Consider the following 17,689-nt stretch of genomic DNA (forward strand, 5'->3'; position numbering starts at 1 on the left):
AGTTGAAAGAGGCCGACACACACCATGAAGTGTCCGTTCTGCGGCGACCCGAACACCCAGGTCACCGACACACGCGAGAACGAAGACGGCGAGGTCGTCCGCCGCCGGCGCCGCTGCGCCCACTGCGACAAGCGCTTCACGACCTACGAGCGCATCGACCTCAAGATGCCGCACATCATCAAACGCAACGGCATGCGCACCGAGTTCGACCACGACAAGCTCACGAGCAGCCTCAAGCTCGCGCTGCGCAAGCGGCCGGTCACGCTCGAGGCGCTCGAATCTTCGGTCGACCGCATCGAAGCCAGGCTCCTGTCGCTGGGCGAAACCGAAGTCCCGAGCGAGAAGATCGGCGAGCTGGTGATGAAGGAGCTGAAGAAGCTCGACAAGGTCGCCTACATCCGCTTCGCGTCGGTCTATCGCAATTTCGCCGACGTCGACGAATTCTCCGAAGTGATCCGCGAAGTGCAGACGCGCCCGAAGCGCGGGCGCAAGGACAGTCCCGACCCCGCAGGTGCCGAGAATGACCTTTTCGGCAACTGACCACCGCGCGATGGCCCGCGCGCTGCAGCTCGCGGCGCGCGGCCTGGAAACCACCACGCCCAACCCGCGCGTCGGCTGCGTGCTGATGCGCGACGGCGAACTCGTCGGCGAGGGCTGGCACCGGCGCGCCGGCGAGGCGCACGCAGAGATCGAGGCCCTCAGGGTCGCCGGCGACGCGGCACGCGGGGCGACCGCCTATGTCACGCTGGAGCCCTGCGCGCACCACGGCCGCACGCCGCCCTGCGCCGAGGCATTGATCCGCGCCGGCATCGCCCGCGTCGTCGCGGCAATGGAGGACCCCAACCCGCTCGTCGCGGGCCGCGGCCTCGCCATGCTGCGCGAGGCGGGCATCGCGGCGAGCAGCGGCCTGATGGCCGGCGAGGCGCGCGAACTCAACATCGGCTTCATCGCGCGCATGACACGCGGACGCCCGTGGCTGCGTCTCAAGGCGGCGAGCACGCTGGATGGCAAGACTGCGCTGAACAACGGCGTCAGCCAGTGGATCACCGGCGAAGCGGCGCGGCGCGACGGCCATCGCTGGCGCGCGCGCGCGTGCGCCGTGCTCACCGGCATCGGCACGGTGCGCGGGGATGACCCGCAGCTCAACGTGCGCGCAGTGCCCTGCGAGCGCCAGCCACAGCGCGTCCTCGTCGACGCACGCCTCGACGTGCCGCTCTCGGCCAGGCTGCTGCAGGGCGGAAAGTGCCTCGTCGCCGCCGCGGTCGCGGACGAAGGCAAGATCGCCGCGCTCGCCGAGCGCGGCGTCGAGGTCGTCGTGCTGCCCGATACCGCGGGCAAGGTCGACCTCCCGGCGCTGATGCTGGAACTCGGACGTCGCGGCTTCAACGAAGTCCACGCCGAAGCCGGCTTCAAGCTCAACGGCTCGCTGCTGCGGGAAGGCTGCGTCGACGAGATCCTGCTCTACATGGCGCCCATGCTCGTGGGCGACACCGCACAGGGGCTGTTCAACCTGCCGGAGCTCGCCGCCCTCGACAAGGCAGTGCGGCTCGATCTGCGCGACGTGCGCCGCATCGGCGGCGACCTGCGGGTCATTGCCCGCCCGCTCGCGATCTGACCGGCGCGGAACTCAGGCTTCGCCGCGACCGGCACACACGCCGCAGCCGGGATCGCGCCCGAGCGTCACGCTGCGCCATTCCATGCCGAGACCGTCGAGCAGCAGCAGCCGCCCGTCCAACGTCGTGCCGCAGCCGATCAGCAGCTTCAGCGCCTCGGCGGCCTGGGTCGCACCGATGATGCCGGTAAGGGGGGCGAACACCCCCATCACCGCGCAGCGGATCTCCTCCACCTCCTGCCCCTCGGGGAACAGGCAGTGGTAGCACGGACTCTCGGCCTGGCGCAGGTCGAAGACCGAGACCTGGCCGTCGAAGCGGATCGCCGCGCCCGACACCAGCGGCTTGCGATGACGCACGCAGGCGCGGTTGATCGCGTGGCGCGTGGCGAAATTGTCCGAGCAGTCGAGCACCACGTCGGCGGCCGCCACCTGCGCCTCGAGGGCATCCCCTTCCAGCCGCTCGGCCACCGTTTCCACACGGGCGAACGGATTCAGGCGCAACAGCGTATCGCGCCCCGATTCGACCTTCAGACGCCCCACGCCCTCCGCGCTGTGCAGGATCTGCCGCTGCAGGTTGGTGAGGTCCACGGTGTCGCCGTCGCACAGGACCAGCGTACCGACCCCTGCCGCAGCCAGATACATCGCCGCCGGCGAGCCGAGGCCGCCCGCCCCCACGACGAGTACGCGCGCAGCAAGAATCGCCTCCTGACCCTCGACACCGATTTCCGGGAGCAGGATGTGGCGGCTGTAGCGGAGAAGCTGATCGTCATTCATCGGCACAAAGACCCACATGGTGCCGGACGCAGTGCCGGCACATCGACGCCCGGTCGGACCGGGCTCACTTGTATTCGCGGAATTCCGGCGGCGTGTCGTCGTGGTCGCCGTGGAGATGATGCTCGTACACCTTCACGTAGACCTCGTTCGACTTCTTGAGCAGTCGCTCGGGCGACTCGACGTTATGCCGCTGCGTTTCCTCGCAGAAATACACGACGGCGCGCGTCAGCTTCACGTAGAGCGAGTTGTCGAGGTGGAATCCCGCGTCGCGCAGCGCGTCCTCCAACACCTCGAGCGAGAGCTCGAGCACCGAATAGGAAACGACGATGGAATGCAGGCGCTCGCCGTGGGGGGCTGCATGCAGCCCCTTGAGCAGGCGCAGCGAGCGCAGCGCTTGCTCCGCCTGGTGCGGCGGGTACTCGGAGAAGCGGATCTCCCGCTCCTTGAATAGCCCGGCCGCCGCCACGGGATGCTCGTGATGGCGGCCGGCGAGTTTGTAGGCGGTTTCTCGGCGCATCCCAGCCTCCCCATCCAGTAGGCCTTATCGGCTCATTGTTTTTTATTCTGGACGATCTGCAGGCCTTTGAGAAGATTCACTGCCTGGCCAAGCTGATAATCATCCTTGCCGGCGAACTCGAAACGGTGCGGCGACGCCGCCTCGTCGTCACCGGCCGGCGCCTTGCTGCCTTCGCCCGCCGGCTGCTGGCTCGCCGCCTTGGCCTTGCGTTCGGCGTCCGGATCCTTGTCGTTGCCGAGGTGTCCGTCCAGATCGGCCTCGCGCAGACGGCGCGAGGAGCCGTTGGCGCTCTCCTCCACGACGATATCCGGCTCGATGCCCTTGGCCTGGATCGAACGGCCGCTCGGCGTGTAGTAGCGCGCGGTCGTCAGCTTGATGGCGGTGCTGGCGTTGAGCGGCAGGATGGTCTGCACGGACCCCTTGCCGAAAGTCTGCGTGCCCATCACCACTGCGCGCTTGTGGTCCTGCAACGCGCCCGCGACGATCTCCGACGCCGACGCGGAACCGGCATTCACGAGCACCACCATCGGCAGCGTGCGCGCGCCCTGCGGCAGCGTCTTGAGGAAATCCTCGCGCGTGCCGCGCAGGTAGTCCTCGGGGCTCGCGCGGTATTCGCGCTTCGCGTCCTCGGTGCGGCCGTCGGTGGACACCACCAGCGTATTGCTCGGCAGGAAGGCGGCGGCAACGCCGACAGCGCCGTGCAGCAGGCCACCCGGGTCGTTGCGCAGGTCGAGGACCAGGCCCTTCAGCTCGTTGCCCTTGGCCAGTTTGCCGAGGTGCTCCACCACCGCCTGCGCGGTATTTTCCTGGAACTGCGCGACGCGCAGGTAGCCATAGCCCGGCTCGACGACCTTGGACTTGACGCTCTGGACCTTGATCACCTCGCGGGTGATCTTCAGCACGACGGGCTTCTGCTCGCCCTTGCGCGCGATCGTCAGCGTGATGTCGGTCTTCGGCTTGCCGCGCATGCGCTTGACCGCGTCATTCAGGTTCATGCCCTTGACCGGCGTGTCGTCGAGCTTGACGATGAGGTCGCCCGCCTTCACCCCGGCACGATAGGCCGGCGTGTCCTCGATCGGCGAGATGACCTTGACGAAGCCGTCTTCCATGCCGACCTCGATGCCCAGGCCGCCGAACTCGCCGTGCGTGCCGACCTGCAGCTCCTTGTAGGCTTCGGCGTCGAGATAGGCGGAGTGGGGGTCGAGCCCGCTAAGCATGCCGCTGATGGCGTGATTGATGAGTTTCTTGTCCTCGACCGGCTCGACGTAGCCCTGCTTGATCGCGTTGAAGACGTCGGCAAACGCGCGCAGCTCTTCCACCGGCAGGGGGGCCTGCGTGGCCTTGTCGGCGCTGGCGGAAAAATTGAGGCTGATCAGCACGCCGGCCACCACGCCGGTCATCACCAATCCTGCTTTTTGAAGCTTGTTGCGCATGAGCACTCCATCGAGGAAACGTCGCCCGGCCCACGCCGGAAAATCTAGTTGAACTGCACCCACTTCAGGGGATCGAGCGGCTGCCCCCGATGACGGATTTCAAAGTATAAACCCGATTCGCTGCCGCCTCCGCTGGCGCCCACGCTGGCAATCGCATCGCCGCCGGTGATGTCGTCGCCGAGCTCCTTGAGCAGCGCATCGTTGTTGCCGTAGATCGTCAGGTAGTCGCCGCCGTGATCGACGATGATCAGGTTGCCATATCCGCGCAACCAGTCCGAAAAGACCACCTCCCCGGCTGCCACGGCGCGCACCTGCGAGCCCCCCGCCGCACGGATGAAGACTCCCCGCCACGTCGTTCCGCCTTCCGCCCTTAGAGCACCGAATCGCCCCACGAGTTCTCCACGCACCGGAAATCTCATCTTGCCGCGCAACTGCGCGAAGCTCACGCCGGTGGGAGTCGGCCCGGCCGACTGGCGGATCTCGCCGACGACCGGCTCGGACCGGGCAGGCGCCGGACGAGTCTGCCGGTGCTCCCGGGCGGCCTCGGCGGCAGCCCCGCTCGCGGCGAGCGCCGCGCCGGAAGTCGGTGCGGCCGTATCCCCGGCGGAGTCGTTCCGCGCAGCCTGTTCGCGTGAAGCCTTTTCCCGCGCGGCCAGCTCACGCACCGCCTGCTCGCGTGCCGCCTTCGCCGCGGCGGCGGCGCGCGCCGCTTCGCGCTCGGCCGCACGCCGGGCCAGCACCGCGACCAGCCGCCCGAGGCGCTCCTGGTCCTGGCGCAGGGTCCGCTCCTCCTTGCGCTGCGAGCGCAACTGCTCCGCGAGGCCGGTCACGGCCTCCTTGCGCCGCGCCTGCACGGCCTCGAGCTCCTTGCGCCGCGCCTGCTGCTCGGTCTCGAGCGCGACCAGCCTGTCCCGGCGTGCGATGATCGCCTCGCCCAGGCGGTTCTTTTCCTTGAGGTCGGTGCGCAGGGTCTCGATCAGTTCAAGACGGGCCTTGCCGAGATATTCGAGATAGTACGCATCGCGCGCGAGCTGGTTCGGGTCGCGCGTCGACAGGAAGGGGGCAACGCCGCCGGCTGCGCCATGCACGTAATGCCGCCGCAGCCAGTCCGCGAGTTCGGACTGGCGGGAGACGATGCGTTCCTCGACCGCCTGCCGTTCGGCCTCCAGCACGGCGAGGTTCTTTTCCGCCGCGGCGCGGTTCGAGGCAAGCTGCTGCAGCTCGCGCTGCACCCGCGAAACGGCCCGCTCGGCCTCCGCGAGTTCCTCCGACGCGCTCGAGCGCGACTCCTCGGTATCGGCGATCTCCTTCTGCAGATCGCGGATGCGCTGCCGCACCTCCTCGAGGTCGGTACGCTTCTGCGCAACTTCCGGGCTGTCGGCCCCGTGCGCAACTGCCACCGCAAGCATGACGCACGCACCAAGCGCAAGACGCAGGCTACGCAGTCGCAGATTCCCGTTCATCGGCAATTGCAGTCTCAGCTCCTGGCCTTGCCCTGGGCAGCCACCGCGGCCTGCGCCGCGCGGATCGTCTCCTCGTCGGCCAGGTAATAGCTCTTGATCGGACGCAGATTGGCGTCCAGCTCATACACCAGCGGCTGCGCCATCGGGATCTCGAGGCCGACGATGTCCTCGTCCGGGACGTTATCGAGATATTTGACGAGGGCACGCAGGCTGTTGCCGTGCGCCGCGATCAGGATGCGGCGACCGGCCAGTATCTGCGGAACGATGACGGTTTCCCAGTACGGCACGAACCGGACCACCGTATCCTTCAGGCATTCGGTGCGGGGGAACTGAGCACGCGGCAGCGACGCATAGCGCGGATCGTTCATCGTCAGGCGCTCATCGCCCTCGGCCAGCGGCGGCGGCGCAACATCGTACGAGCGGCGCCACGCCAGCACCTGATCCTCGCCGAACCGGGCTGCGGTGTCGGCCTTGTTCGCGCCCTGCAACGCGCCATAGCTGCGCTCGTTCAGGCGCCACGAATGCTCGACCGGCAACCACAGCGCATCGAGTTCCTCGAGCACGAGGTTGAGCGTCTTGTTGGCACGCTTGAGCACCGAGGTGAAGGCGAGGTCGAAGGTGTAGCCCTCGCGCCTGAGCAGCCGGCCCGCGGCGCGCGCCTCCTCGACGCCCTTCTCGGTAAGATCGACGTCGGTCCAGCCGGTAAAGCGGTTTTCCTGGTTCCAGGTCGATTCGCCGTGACGGAGCAGAACGATTCTGTACATGAGCGCTCAGAGATGTGTTGGGAGCGAAGAGGGCCTGCGCCCCCTGCCGGCACCATGCAGACGCCCCGAAGGGCCTGACTGCGCACGGAGGCACCGATGGCACGCTTTTACGGGCCGCGGTATTTTATACTACTCGCCTGATCTGCACTTCCCGCCATCGTGGACACCAAGACCATCATCGATCTCATCGACAAGCACGAGCACATCGAAACCGCTGCGCGCGCGCTCAAGGCCATCGCCCACCCGCTGCGCCTGAAGATCCTGTGCGTGCTGGGCGAGAACGAGGTGTGCGTCCAGGACATCGTCGAGGCGGTCGGGACCTCGCAAAGCAACATCTCGCAGCATCTCGCGATCCTGCGCGACAAGGCCGTGCTGCAGACCCGCAAGGATGCAAACCGCGTCTATTACCGCATCTGCGACCAACGCACGCTTCAGCTCATCGCCCTGATGCGCGAAGTGTTCTGCAACGACCAGCCCGGCCGGAACTGACAGCCGGGCGGGCGGTGCCACGCCCGCCACACGACAAGAAAAGAAAACGGAGTAAATCTACGTGGAATTCCTGCAGCAAAACTGGTACTGGGCCGCGCTCGCGGCAGCAAGCGGCGCATGGCTGCTGTTCGACCTCGCGCGCAGCCAGGGCGACAAGTCGCAGCTTTCGCCCGTCGAGGCGACCCTTCTGATCAACCGCGAGGATGCCCAACTCATCGACGTGCGCGAGCAGGGCGAATTCGCCGGCGGCCACATTCCGAACGCGCGCCATATCCCGCTCGCCGAACTCGAGCGCCGCAGCGGCGAGCTGGAAAAGTTCAAGGACCGCCCCATCATCCTGTGCTGCGCCACGGGCAACCGCTCCGCGGCGGCCCTCGCCACCCTGAAGAAGGCCGGCTTCGAAAAGATCTTCAACCTGCGCGGCGGCCTGGCCGAATGGGAGAAGGCGGGCCAGCCGCTCAGCCGCAAGAGGAAATGACGATGCAAGCGAAGATCCGCATGTACGCCACGGCAGTGTGTCCCTACTGCGTGCGCGCTGAGCAGCTGCTGCGGCGCAAGGGCGTGCAGGACATCGAGAAGATCCGCGTCGATCAGGACCCTGCCCGCCGCGACGAAATGATCGGCCTCACCGGGCGCCGCACCGTGCCGCAGATCTTCATCGGCGATACGCACGTCGGCGGCTGCGACGACCTCTACGAACTCGAACACCAGGGCAAGCTCGACGCGCTGCTGCAGCAGGCCTGAGCCCCTTTCCCCTTCCCTTTCACCCTTTTCAATATTCCTCAGGCACTCACATGTCCGATAACGCTCAAGCCCCCGTCTTCTCGATCGAAAAGCTCTACGTGAAGGATCTGTCCCTGGAAGTGCCCGGCGCCCCGCGCATCTTCCTCGAGCGCGAGAATCCGCAGATCAACGTGCAACTGCGCACCGAGGCGAGCGGCGTCGACGAAGGCGTCTACGAAGTCACGCTGACGGTCACCGTCTCGGCCAAGCTCGCCGACGAACGCACCGTGTTCCTCGTCGAGGTTGCCCAGGGCGGCATCTTCCAGATCCGCAACATTCCCGAAGGCGACCTCGAACCGGTGACGATGATCGGCTGCCCGAACATCCTCTTCCCGTATGCGCGCGAGGCGATCTCGGACGCGATCACGCGTGCGGGCTTCCAGCCCGTGGTGCTGGCCCCGGTCAATTTCGAGGCGCTGTACCAGGCGCAGCAGCAGCAATCCGAAGCCCGCGAGCCGGGCGAACTGCCGATCCAGTAATCCCGATGCGCACCCAGCTCCGCTGCATCGCACTCGCCGCCGCCCTTGCCCTGCCGGCGGCGGGCGCGCACGCGATCGAATACCGCTCGGTTGCGGAACCGACCATCCTGTACGACTCGCCGTCGGACAAGGGCAAGCGGCTGTTCATCGTCGCGCCCGGCACGCCGCTCGAAGTGGTCGTAAGCCTCGACAAGTGGGCCAAGGTGCGCGACGCGGGCGGCTCGATCAACTGGATCGACCGCCGCGCCCTGTCCGACAAGCGCACGGTGATGGTGACGAGCGCCCGCGCCGTGGCGCGCCAGCGCCCCGCGGCCGATGCGCCGGTCGCGTTCGAGAGCGCCAAGGACGTGGTCCTCGAAGTCACCGGAAACGCGAGCGAGGGCTGGCTCCCCGTGCGCCACAAGGACGGCGCGAACGGCTTCGTCCGCGTAACGGAGGTCTGGGGGCTTTGAACCCGACCCGCATCGCCGTGTTCGGCTCCGGCGCATGGGGTACCGCGCTGGCGCTGGCTTTCTCGGCGCAGCATCGCGTGATCCTGTGGGGGCGCGACGCCGACCACATCGCCACGCTCGCCGCGGCGCGCGTCAACGCCCGCTACCTTCCGGACGTGCCGCTGCCGCAGGCGCTCGAACTGACATCGGATTTCGAGACCGCGGCACGCGACGCCGACCTTCATCTGGTCGTCACGCCGCTCGCCGGATTGCGCCAGACCGCACGCCGCCTGCACGACATCCAGGCGCGCACGCCGCTGATCTGGGCGTGCAAGGGACTGGAAGCGGGCAGCGGACGCCTGCCGCACGAGATCGTCGCGGCGGAACTCGGCGCGGACGCGCCCTGCGGCGTGCTGACCGGCCCCAGCTTCGCCGCGGAAGTCGCCCGCGGAATGCCGACGGCGGTCACACTGGCGGCGGCGGACATCGATTTCGCCCGGGAGTGGGTGCACAAGCTGCACCAGCCGCGGCTGCGCATGTACGCCAACAGCGACGTCGTCGGCGCCGAGATCGGGGGCGCGATCAAGAACGTGCTGGCGATTGCCGCCGGGGTTTCCGACGGCATGGGCTTCGGCCTCAATGCGCGCGCGGCACTGATCACGCGCGGGCTCGCGGAGATCGCGCGCCTTGCCACGGCACTCGGCGGCCGCGCCGACACGCTGATGGGCCTGGCCGGCATGGGCGACCTCATCCTGACCTGCACGGGCGACCTGTCGCGCAACCGCCGCGTCGGACTCGCACTCGCGCAGGGCAAGACCCTCCCCGAGATCCTGCACGAACTGGGACATGTCGCCGAAGGCGTATCCACCGCACGCGAGGTGGCAAGCCTCGCCGCCCGTCGCGGCGTCGACATGCCCCTGTGCGCCGCGGTCGACGAGCTGCTCCACGGCAACCGCCTGGGTCCGCGCGAAGTCGTCGAGCAGTTGCTGTCGCGCGAACCGCGCCAGGAATAGGCCGGGCAGCTGCCCGCGCCTGCCCGATCGCCGGCCCGCGGCAACCTTCCCTACCGCGCCGCGCCCGCGAATCCCAGCTGCCGCCACGCCTCGAACACGACGACCGCGACCGCATTCGACAAGTTCACGCTGCGGTTCGACGGACACATGGGGATGCGCAGCATGCTCCCCTGCGGCAGCTTTGACAGCACGTCCGCGGGCAGGCCGCTGGTTTCCCGCCCGAACAGCAGCACATCCCCTTCGCGGTACTCGACCTTGTCGTAACGCTGCTCCCCTTTCGTGCTCAGCGCGAACATGCGCCGTCCGGCGAGGACGCGGCAGCACGCGTCGAAATCGTCGTGCACGCTGACACGTGCGAGGTCGTGGTAATCGAGGCCTGCGCGCGCGAGCTGCCGGTCGGAAAGGTCGAAACCGAGCGGCCGGACCAGATGCAGGTGGGCGCCCGTATTGGCAGCGAGACGGATGGAGTTGCCCGTGTTGGGCGGAATTTCGGGTTGGTAGAGGACGATGTCGAGCATTTCAGACCGGCGATGGAGTACGCGCGACGACCCGGTTCACTACGCGGGCTGCGCCGTGCGATTTTAACGTGCGCGCGAGTTCGTCGAGCGTTGCACCGGTGGTCATCACGTCATCGACGACCACCACGGTCCTGCCTTCGAACGAGCCGTGGCAACGGAAGGCGCCGCGCATGTTGCGCCGCCGCTCGAGCCACGGCAGCGAGGCCTGCGGCGCCGTGTCGCGGATGCGCTCAACTGCACCAGTCTCGAGCTGCAGCCCCCAGGCACGGGCGAGCGGTCGCGCGATCTCGGCAGCCTGGTTGAAGCCGCGCTCGCGCAGGCGCCCCGGGTGGAGCGGCATCGGCACCACGACCGCAGCCCCTTGCGGCGGCGCGAGCGGTTCCAGCAGGCCGGAGAGGAAGCGCGTCAGCGCCAGCCGTCGTCCGTATTTCAGCGCCTGAACGAGGCGGTCGACCGGAAACACGTAGGGCAAGGCCGCCGCCGTCGCGTCGAAGGCGGGCGCCGCGCGCTGGCAACTGCCGCAGATCAGGTCTTCGCCGGACGGGATCGCGCACACCGGGCAGACCGTCGCCAGCCGTGGCAGGCCCTCGCGGCACGCCCCGCAAACCAGCGCGGAGCCGGCCCCCTGGCCGCACACGAAGCACTCGTTCGGCATGAGCCGCGCCGCGAGGATTCGCGCCATCGCCTCCATACGGTGAAGTACGTTTGACAAGTTTTCGCCGAATGAACGAATATGGGAAGCTTCGCATTACATCCCGGAACTGCTTTCATGACAATGACTTCCGCGTGCCGCAACCTCGAAACCCAGCCCGCCGCCAACGCCGCCGCCCGCAAGCAATGGAGCGTCGCCGAGGCCGAAGCATTGTTTGAAATGCCGTTCATGGACCTCGTCTTCCGCGCCCAGCAGGTGCACCGCGAGAACTTCGACGCCAATGCCGTGCAGCGCTCCACGCTGCTGTCGATCAAGACCGGCGGCTGTTCCGAGGACTGCAGCTACTGCTCGCAGTCGGCCCGCTACAAGACCGGTCTCGACCGCCAGCAGCTGATGGCGGTCGCCGAGGTCGTCGAGAAGGCCAAGGCGGCGAAGGCCAAGGGATCCAGCCGCTTCTGCATGGGCGCCGCATGGAAGGGGCCCAAGGAGCGCGAGATGGAGACGGTCCTCGCGATGGTGCGCGAGGTGAAGGCGCTGGGCATGGAAACCTGCGTCACCCTGGGCATGCTCAAGGGCGACCAGGCGCAGCAGCTCAAGGACGCCGGCCTCGACTACTACAACCACAACGTCGACACCGCGCCCGAATACTACGACAAGGTGATCACGACGCACACTCTCGCCGACCGCCTCGACACCATCGACCAGGTGCGCAATGCCGGCATCAACGTATGCTCGGGCGGCATCATCGGCATGGGCGAAGGCCGCAGCGGCCGCGCTGGCCTGCTCGTGCAGCTCGCGAACCTGGACCGTCCGCCGGAGTCGGTGCCGATCAACAACCTCGTCGCGATCCCCGGCACCCCGCTTGCCGAAGCCGAAAAGCTCGACCCGTTCGAATTCGTGCGCACGATCGCCGCGGCGCGCATCATGATGCCGACCAGCTTCGTGCGCCTGTCCGCGGGCCGCGAGCAGATGAGCGACGAGATGCAGGCCCTGTGCTTCATGGCCGGCGCGAATTCGATCTTCTACGGCGAGCGCCTGCTGACCACGGACAACCCCGAAGCCGACCGCGACGAGAAGCTGTTCGCCCGCCTCGGCCTGCGCCCGATCTGAGCGGTCCGCACGGGATGGCCGGCGACGCAGACTTCGCGCTCGACCGCACACTCCTGATCCGGCGCTTCGGGCGCGCGGCGGCAACCTGCGACGAGGTTGCCGTGCTCGCACGCGAGGTCGCGCGGCGCATGGATGAGCGGCTCGACTACATCCGCATCGAACCGAAGCGCATCCTCGACCTCGGCTGCGGCACCGGAGCCGACCTCGATGGGCTCGGCCGCCGTTTCCCGGCGGCGCATCGCGTCGGCGCCGACTTCGCGCTGCCCATGCTCGCCCGCGCGCGTGGCGCGCGCGGCCTGCTCGACCGCCTGCGCGCCCTGGGAAGGCCCCAGGGGCCCACGCTCGCCTGTACCGACGCCGCCGCCCTGCCCTTTGCGCGCGCCAGCATGTCGCTGGTGTGGTCCAACCTGATGCTCAACTGGCTCGCCGACCCGCTTCCGGCGCTGCGCGAAGTGCATCGCGTGCTGGAAGTGGACGGCATGCTGATGTTCTCGACGCTGGGCCCGGACACGCTGCGCGAGCTGCGCGCCGCATTGCCCGCCGCTCAGGGCGAGCGCGTGCACCGCTTCATCGACATGCACGACCTGGGCGACGCCCTGGTACAGGCCGGTTTTTCCGACCCCGTGATGGACATGGAAGTGCTGACGCTGACCTACGCGGACCTCGACGAACTGCTGCGCGACCTGCGCCTGTCGGGCTGCGCCAATGCAAGCGTCGCGCGCCCGCGCGGCCTGGCGGGGAAAGGCGGCTGGGAAGCCGCCCGGCAGACCTTCGAGGCGCTGCGCCGGGATGGTCGCCTGCCCGCAACCTTCGAGATCGTGCAGGGCCATGCGTGGAAGGCCCAGCCGAAGACGAGCGACGACGGCCGCGCCATCGTCCGTTTCCAGCCGCGCCCCGCCAAGGGTTGAGATAGACGTGGGCAGACCGTGCGCAGGCCCGGTGTGGCTCTTCGACCTGGATAACACGCTGCATAACGCCAGCGCGCACATCTTCCCGCACATCAACGTGAGCATGACGGCCTACCTCGCGCGGCACCTCGCGCTGAGCGACGAGGACGCCAACGCCCTGCGGGTGCGCTACTGGCGACGCTACGGCGCGACGCTGACCGGTCTCATGCGCCACCACGGCGTGAATCCGCACCACTTCCTCGCGGAAACGCACCGCTTCGAACGGCTGCACGCGATGATGGTCTTCGACCGCGCACTCGGCGCGTTGCTGCGCCGCCTGCCCGGGCGCAAGATCGTGTTCTCGAACGGACCGCAACGCTACGCCGGCGCCGTCCTCGAAGCAATGGGGATGCGCCGGCATTTCGCCGCGGTCTATGGCATCGAGCAGATGCGCTTCCACCCGAAACCGCAGGCACGCGCCTTCCGCCACCTGCTGCACGATCTGCGGCTGCGGCCGCAACGCTGCATCCTGGTCGAGGATTCCGCCGACAACCTGCGCACCGCCCGCCGGCTGGGCATGAAGACGGTGCTGGTCGGCCGCAACGTAAAGAGGCCGGCCTATGTCGACGTCAGGATCGCATCGATCCTCGATCTGCGTCGCGCGGCCGGCCGCCTGCTGCCCCGGTAGGGATACCGGGGCCGGATACGCCCGACCTCAGCCGGCGTCCTTCAGCCAGCGCGCCGCATCGAGCGCGAAGTAGGTCAGGATGCCGTCGGCACCGGCACGCTTGAACGACAGCAGCGCCTCCATCACGCACGCCTCTTCCGCCAGCCAGCCATTGGCGATCGCCGCCTTGAGCATCGCGTACTCGCCGCTCACCTGGTAGGCGTAGGTCGGCACCTGCAGCTCGCTCTTCACGCGACGGACGATGTCGAGGTAGGGCATGCCCGGCTTGACCATGAACATGTCGGCACCCTCGGCGATGTCGAGGGCGACCTCGCGGATCGCCTCGTCGGTGTTCGCCGGATCCATCTGGTAGGTGTACTTGTTACCCTTGCCGAGGTTGCCGGCCGAACCCACCGCGTCGCGGAAGGGCCCGTAGAAACTCGACGCGTACTTCGCCGAATACGCGAGGATGCGCGTGTAGATGCGATTGTCGCGGTCGAGCTCGGCGCGGATGCGCGCGATGCGGCCATCCATCATGTCGGACGGCGCGACCACGTCGGCCCCCGCCTGTGCATGGCACAGCGCCTGTTTCGCGAGCGCCTCGAGCGTTTCGTCGTTGAGCACGTAGCCGCGCGGGTCATCCGGGTCGATCAACCCGTCCTGGCCGTGGCTGGTGTAGGGATCGAGCGCGACGTCGGTGATCACGCCGAGTTCCGGGAAGCGCGCCTTCAGCGCCTGCACGACGCGCGGCACGAGACCGTCCGGGTTCCACGCCTCTTCGGCACCGTCGGTCTTGCCGACGGCTTCGATCACCGGGAACAGGGCCAGCGCGGGCACGCCCAGCGACACCGCCTCTTCGGCAACGTGCAGCAGCTTGTCGAGCGACACCCGCGTCACGCCCGGCATCGACGGCACGGCCTGCGTGACGTTGTTGCCCTCGAGCACGAACACGGGGTAGATCAGGTCGTCGGCCGACAGGCGCGATTCGCGCATCAGGCGGCGGGAGAATTCGTCGCGGCGCATCCGCCGCATGCGGGTCGCGGGAAAAATTCCGGTGGGACGCATGTTCGATCCAGCTCCAGTTCAGTTAATCGACACGAAACATAAGGTAACGAATTCGGGTGGGAACTTATTCAAAGTCCATTTACTCTGAAAGTCCGGATGGTGACGAGCCGTCCCCCGCTTCACCTCCCTGAGCGGGTGCCTTAATCCCGTTAAGGCGTTTGACCCCGGGCTTTATCCCCTTTGGCCCGGGGTCTTTTATTTTCCGGCACCACCCAGGCGCGCCGTCGCGGGAATCGCGGGCAGCGCTTCCGTCGGCAGGTTCAGCCAGCCCGCCACGGTGTGTTCGACCTCTTCCGCCCCGACCTTCTTCAGGCTCGAGAACAGCTGGGCCGTGATCTGCGCTCCCAGCGGCGCCAGTTCGCGGCGCACCGCGGCCAGCGTGGCCGCCGCCTCGTTGCGCGTGAGCTTGTCGGCCTTCGTCAGCAGCACGTGAATCGGCCGCCCGCTCGGCAGGAACCAGTCGATCATCTGGCGGTCCAGCGGCGTCAGCGGATGGCGCGAATCCATGATCAGCACGAGCCCGACGAGACTCTGACGCTGGCGCAGGTAGTTCTCCAGCAGGCTCACCCACTGCCGGCGGATCGCCTCGGGCACCTTGGCGTAGCCGTAGCCGGGGAGGTCGACCAGAATCGCGCCGCAATCGAGACGGAAGAAGTTGATCAGCTGCGTGCGCCCGGGCGTCTTCGACACATATGCGAGACGCGTATGGTCGGCAAGCGTATTGATGGCACTCGACTTGCCGGCGTTCGAACGGCCGGCAAAAGCGATCTCGGCCCCGTCCGGAACCGGCAGATCGCCCGGTTTTGCTATGGAAATCTCGAATTTTGCGTTGCGGAAGAGGGACATCGGAAGGGAGGCGAAAACGCGGATGGTTATGCCGGACAGCCTACATTGCATCGCGCAAATCGGGCCAGCTGTTATAGAATACCGCGTTTGCGATAACCACTCACGGCTTTCTGAGGACACCATGATCAAGCGTTCCCTGCTGCTCTCGCTGCTGCTGGTTACGGGCGGCCTTCATGCCCAGGACCAGGCGGCCCCCGACCTCGCCAAGGCGAAACAGACTGCAGAAACCCTCTGCGTCGGGTGCCACGGCGCCGACGGCAACAGCCCGATTCCGGTCAACCCGAAACTGGCTGGCCAGCATTCCGACTACCTCTTCAAGCAGCTGAAGAACTTCAAGGGCTGGAACGGCAAGCCCGCCGAACGCGAGAACCCGATCATGGGCGGCATGGTCGCGGCGCTCGAGGAAGCGGACATGAAGGCGCTCGCCCTCCACTTCTCGTCGCAGACGCTGCAACCCGATTCGGCCAAGAACCCGGACCTCGCCAAGCTCGGCCAGAACATCTGGCGTGCGGGCCTCCCGGCCAAGGGCGTTCCCGCCTGTGCCGGCTGCCACGGCCCCGCCGGCGCCGGCCTGCCGGCGCAGTTCCCGCGCATCGCGGGCCAGTATGCCGACTACACCGAGGCCCAGCTGAAGGCCTTCCGCGACGGCGTGCGCAAGAACGACCCGGCGCAAATGATGCAGACCATCGCGTTGAAGATGACCGATCCGGAAATGAAGGCGGTCGCCGACTACGCCGCCGGCCTGCGCTGATCGTCCAGCGCCGCAGCGGTCTCGAAAGGGGTGGCATGGCCACCCCTTTTCATTTCGTGCGCCGGCTGCGTGCGTCGCCCTCGCGCCCGCCCTTCGCACGGCGCGCAAGATCGGACGATAATGCGCCTTTCCCACGATCGAGCGAATGCCGCGTCCAGGAACGAAAACCATGGCACAGAACCCCGGGAGCCCGACCTCCGCCCGCGCTCCAAACTACACCGCTGCCGAGGCGAGGCGGGCCATTCTCGACCGGCTGACGCCGGTCGGCGGATGGGAGCGCGTAAATGTCCGCAGCGCCCTCGGGCGCGTGCTCGCCGAGGACGTGATTGCGCCGTGCAACGTGCCGGCTCATGACAACTCGGCGATGGACGGCTATGCGGTGCGCCACGTCGACCTCGCGCCGCAGGGCGAGACTACCCTGACCGTCGTCGGCACGGCGTTTGCGGGCAAGCCCTTCTCGGGCATCGTCGGCGCCGGGCAGGCCGTCCGGATCATGACCGGGGCGGCGATTCCCGAAGGCGCCGACACGATCGTCGTGCAGGAAGTGACGCGCGCCGCCGACGGCAAGGTGCATGTTCCCGCGGGACAGCGCGCCGGACAGAACCTGCGCCGCGCCGGCGAGGACCTGGCACTGGGCGGCGTCGCCCTGCCCGCGGGCAAGCGCTGCGGACCGGCCGAACTGGGCCTCATCGCCTCGCTCGGCATCGCCGAGGTCGCCGTGCGCCGTCGCCTGCGCGTGGCCTTCTTCTCCACCGGCGACGAGCTCGCGTCAATCGGCAAGCCGCTCGCGCCCGGCGAGGTGTACGACAGCAACCGCTACACGCTCTTCGGCGCGCTCTCACGCCTGGGTTGCGATCTCATCGACATGGGCGTCGTGCGCGACGACCCGCAGGCGCTGGAAACGGCCTTCCGCGACGCGTCGGTGAACGCCGACGTGATCCTGACGAGCGGCGGCGTGTCGGTGGGGGAAGCGGACTTCATCCGCGAGCTCGTGAATCGCCTCGGCGAGGTCGCGTTCTGGAAGATCGACATCAAGCCCGGACGGCCGATGGCCTTCGGACGCGTCGGCGATGCGTGGCTGTTCGGCCTGCCCGGCAATCCGGTTGCAGTGCTGGTGACCTTCTACCAGTTCGTCCAGGACGCCCTGCAAGCCCTGTCCGGCGTCTCGCCGCTGCCCGAGCCGGCGTTGTTCGACGTGGTGTGCGCGGAAACCATCCGCAAGCAGCCCGGACGACGCGAATTCATGCGTGGCCGCCTGACCCTCGTCGACGGCCGCCAGACGGTGCGGCTTGCCGGCGCGCAGGGTTCGGGCGTGCTGCGTTCGATGTCGGAAGCCAACTGCTTCATCGTGCTGCCGGAAGAGCGTGGCGACGTCCTCGCCGGCGAGACGGTGCAGGTGCAGATCTTCGACGGCCTCGTGTAAGACCCACCCACA

Annotated in this window: 22 protein-coding genes; 13 read left to right on the forward strand and 9 right to left on the reverse strand. The window is 67.8% G+C overall.

Annotated features, from left to right (window positions below; all coding sequences use genetic code 11):
• The first annotated feature begins 24 nt into the window (after positions 1-24).
• Both nrdR and ribD read left to right on the forward strand, forming a co-directional pair.
• Positions 25-540 (forward strand): transcriptional regulator NrdR, encoded by a 516-nt coding sequence (nrdR, locus tag BW991_RS07240; protein ID WP_076601430.1) that lies wholly within the window; start codon positions 25-27, stop codon positions 538-540.
• Positions 521-1,615 (forward strand): bifunctional diaminohydroxyphosphoribosylaminopyrimidine deaminase/5-amino-6-(5-phosphoribosylamino)uracil reductase RibD, encoded by a 1,095-nt coding sequence (ribD, locus tag BW991_RS07245; RefSeq protein ID WP_076601431.1) that lies wholly within the window; start codon positions 521-523, stop codon positions 1,613-1,615. Before nrdR ends, ribD begins: the two co-directional genes overlap by 20 nt.
• A gap of 12 nt (positions 1,616-1,627) precedes the next feature.
• Here the strand turns inward: ribD and BW991_RS07250 are convergent, their stop codons facing one another.
• The 5 genes from BW991_RS07250 to gpmA form a co-directional block, all read right to left on the reverse strand.
• Positions 1,628-2,386, reverse strand: coding sequence for a HesA/MoeB/ThiF family protein (locus BW991_RS07250; RefSeq protein ID WP_076601678.1), 759 nt, complete (start codon positions 2,384-2,386; stop codon positions 1,628-1,630).
• A 64-nt stretch (positions 2,387-2,450) separates the two neighbouring features.
• Positions 2,451-2,903, reverse strand: a complete 453-nt coding sequence (locus BW991_RS07255) for a hypothetical protein (RefSeq protein ID WP_076601432.1) — start codon at positions 2,901-2,903, stop codon at positions 2,451-2,453.
• Between the two features lie 32 nt (positions 2,904-2,935).
• Complete coding sequence (locus BW991_RS07260) at positions 2,936-4,336, reverse strand: S41 family peptidase (protein ID WP_076601433.1); 1,401 nt, start codon at positions 4,334-4,336, stop codon at positions 2,936-2,938.
• 44 nt (positions 4,337-4,380) lie between these two features.
• Complete coding sequence (locus BW991_RS07265) at positions 4,381-5,745, reverse strand: murein hydrolase activator EnvC family protein (protein WP_244551635.1); 1,365 nt, start codon at positions 5,743-5,745, stop codon at positions 4,381-4,383.
• 68 nt (positions 5,746-5,813) lie between these two features.
• Positions 5,814-6,563 carry a 2,3-diphosphoglycerate-dependent phosphoglycerate mutase gene (gene gpmA, locus BW991_RS07270; RefSeq protein ID WP_076601435.1) on the reverse strand — a complete coding sequence of 250 codons (750 nt, stop codon included), beginning with the start codon at positions 6,561-6,563 and terminating at the stop codon, positions 5,814-5,816.
• Between the two features lie 159 nt (positions 6,564-6,722).
• Here gpmA and BW991_RS07275 point away from each other — a divergent pair, with 159 nt between their 5' ends.
• The 6 genes from BW991_RS07275 (at position 6,723) to BW991_RS07300 (ending at position 9,758) form a co-directional block, all read left to right on the forward strand.
• Positions 6,723-7,052, forward strand: a complete 330-nt coding sequence (locus tag BW991_RS07275; protein ID WP_076601436.1) for an ArsR/SmtB family transcription factor — start codon at positions 6,723-6,725, stop codon at positions 7,050-7,052.
• Positions 7,053-7,113: 61 nt separating this feature from the next.
• Positions 7,114-7,530: a rhodanese-like domain-containing protein gene (locus tag BW991_RS07280; RefSeq protein ID WP_076601437.1), complete on the forward strand. Its 417-nt coding sequence runs from the start codon at positions 7,114-7,116 to the stop codon at positions 7,528-7,530.
• A gap of 2 nt (positions 7,531-7,532) precedes the next feature.
• Positions 7,533-7,796 carry a glutaredoxin 3 gene (gene grxC, locus BW991_RS07285; protein ID WP_076601438.1) on the forward strand — a complete coding sequence of 88 codons (264 nt, stop codon included), beginning with the start codon at positions 7,533-7,535 and terminating at the stop codon, positions 7,794-7,796.
• A gap of 50 nt (positions 7,797-7,846) precedes the next feature.
• Positions 7,847-8,314 (forward strand): protein-export chaperone SecB, encoded by a 468-nt coding sequence (gene secB, locus BW991_RS07290; RefSeq protein ID WP_076601439.1) that lies wholly within the window; start codon positions 7,847-7,849, stop codon positions 8,312-8,314.
• A 5-nt stretch (positions 8,315-8,319) separates the two neighbouring features.
• Entirely contained in the window at positions 8,320-8,766 is a 447-nt protein-coding gene (locus BW991_RS07295; RefSeq protein ID WP_076601440.1) for an SH3 domain-containing protein, read from the forward strand.
• Complete coding sequence (locus tag BW991_RS07300) at positions 8,763-9,758, forward strand: NAD(P)H-dependent glycerol-3-phosphate dehydrogenase (RefSeq protein WP_076601441.1); 996 nt, start codon at positions 8,763-8,765, stop codon at positions 9,756-9,758. Before BW991_RS07295 ends, BW991_RS07300 begins: the two co-directional genes overlap by 4 nt.
• 50 nt (positions 9,759-9,808) lie before the next feature.
• Here the strand turns inward: BW991_RS07300 and BW991_RS07305 are convergent, their stop codons facing one another.
• Together BW991_RS07305 and BW991_RS07310 are read right to left on the reverse strand one after the other, a co-directional pair.
• Complete coding sequence (locus tag BW991_RS07305; RefSeq protein ID WP_076601442.1) at positions 9,809-10,276, reverse strand: tRNA (cytidine(34)-2'-O)-methyltransferase; 468 nt, start codon at positions 10,274-10,276, stop codon at positions 9,809-9,811.
• 1 nt (position 10,277) lies between these two features.
• Positions 10,278-10,958 (reverse strand): ComFC family protein, encoded by a 681-nt coding sequence (locus tag BW991_RS07310; RefSeq protein ID WP_342067241.1) that lies wholly within the window; start codon positions 10,956-10,958, stop codon positions 10,278-10,280.
• Between the two features lie 93 nt (positions 10,959-11,051).
• On the opposite strand from BW991_RS07310, the gene bioB reads away from it, so the two are divergent.
• From bioB to BW991_RS07325, 3 genes are read left to right on the forward strand one after another with little or no spacing between them, the layout of a single operon-like run.
• Complete coding sequence (gene bioB / locus BW991_RS07315; RefSeq protein WP_425290207.1) at positions 11,052-12,038, forward strand: biotin synthase BioB; 987 nt, start codon at positions 11,052-11,054, stop codon at positions 12,036-12,038.
• A gap of 14 nt (positions 12,039-12,052) precedes the next feature.
• Positions 12,053-12,946, forward strand: a complete 894-nt coding sequence (locus BW991_RS07320; protein ID WP_076601445.1) for a methyltransferase domain-containing protein — start codon at positions 12,053-12,055, stop codon at positions 12,944-12,946.
• A 31-nt stretch (positions 12,947-12,977) separates the two neighbouring features.
• The gene (locus tag BW991_RS07325) at positions 12,978-13,613 is read left to right on the forward strand and encodes a pyrimidine 5'-nucleotidase (protein ID WP_170879068.1); all 636 of its coding nucleotides are present in this window, start codon (positions 12,978-12,980) and stop codon (positions 13,611-13,613) included.
• A gap of 27 nt (positions 13,614-13,640) precedes the next feature.
• Here BW991_RS07325 and hemB read toward each other — a convergent pair whose 3' ends face one another.
• Together hemB and yihA are read right to left on the reverse strand one after the other, a co-directional pair.
• Entirely contained in the window at positions 13,641-14,657 is a 1,017-nt protein-coding gene (hemB, locus tag BW991_RS07330; protein WP_076601447.1) for a porphobilinogen synthase, read from the reverse strand.
• 195 nt (positions 14,658-14,852) lie between these two features.
• Positions 14,853-15,503 (reverse strand): ribosome biogenesis GTP-binding protein YihA/YsxC, encoded by a 651-nt coding sequence (yihA, locus tag BW991_RS07335; protein WP_076601448.1) that lies wholly within the window; start codon positions 15,501-15,503, stop codon positions 14,853-14,855.
• A gap of 121 nt (positions 15,504-15,624) precedes the next feature.
• On the opposite strand from yihA, the gene BW991_RS07340 reads away from it, so the two are divergent.
• Positions 15,625-16,254: a c-type cytochrome gene (locus tag BW991_RS07340; RefSeq protein WP_076601449.1), complete on the forward strand. Its 630-nt coding sequence runs from the start codon at positions 15,625-15,627 to the stop codon at positions 16,252-16,254.
• A 169-nt stretch (positions 16,255-16,423) separates the two neighbouring features.
• Complete coding sequence (moeA, locus tag BW991_RS07345; RefSeq protein WP_076601450.1) at positions 16,424-17,677, forward strand: molybdopterin molybdotransferase MoeA; 1,254 nt, start codon at positions 16,424-16,426, stop codon at positions 17,675-17,677.
• Positions 17,678-17,689: the final 12 nt, after the last annotated feature.

The sequence above is a fragment of the Aromatoleum tolulyticum genome (assembly GCF_900156155.1).
Classification (GTDB): Bacteria; Pseudomonadota; Gammaproteobacteria; order Burkholderiales; family Rhodocyclaceae; genus Aromatoleum; species Aromatoleum tolulyticum.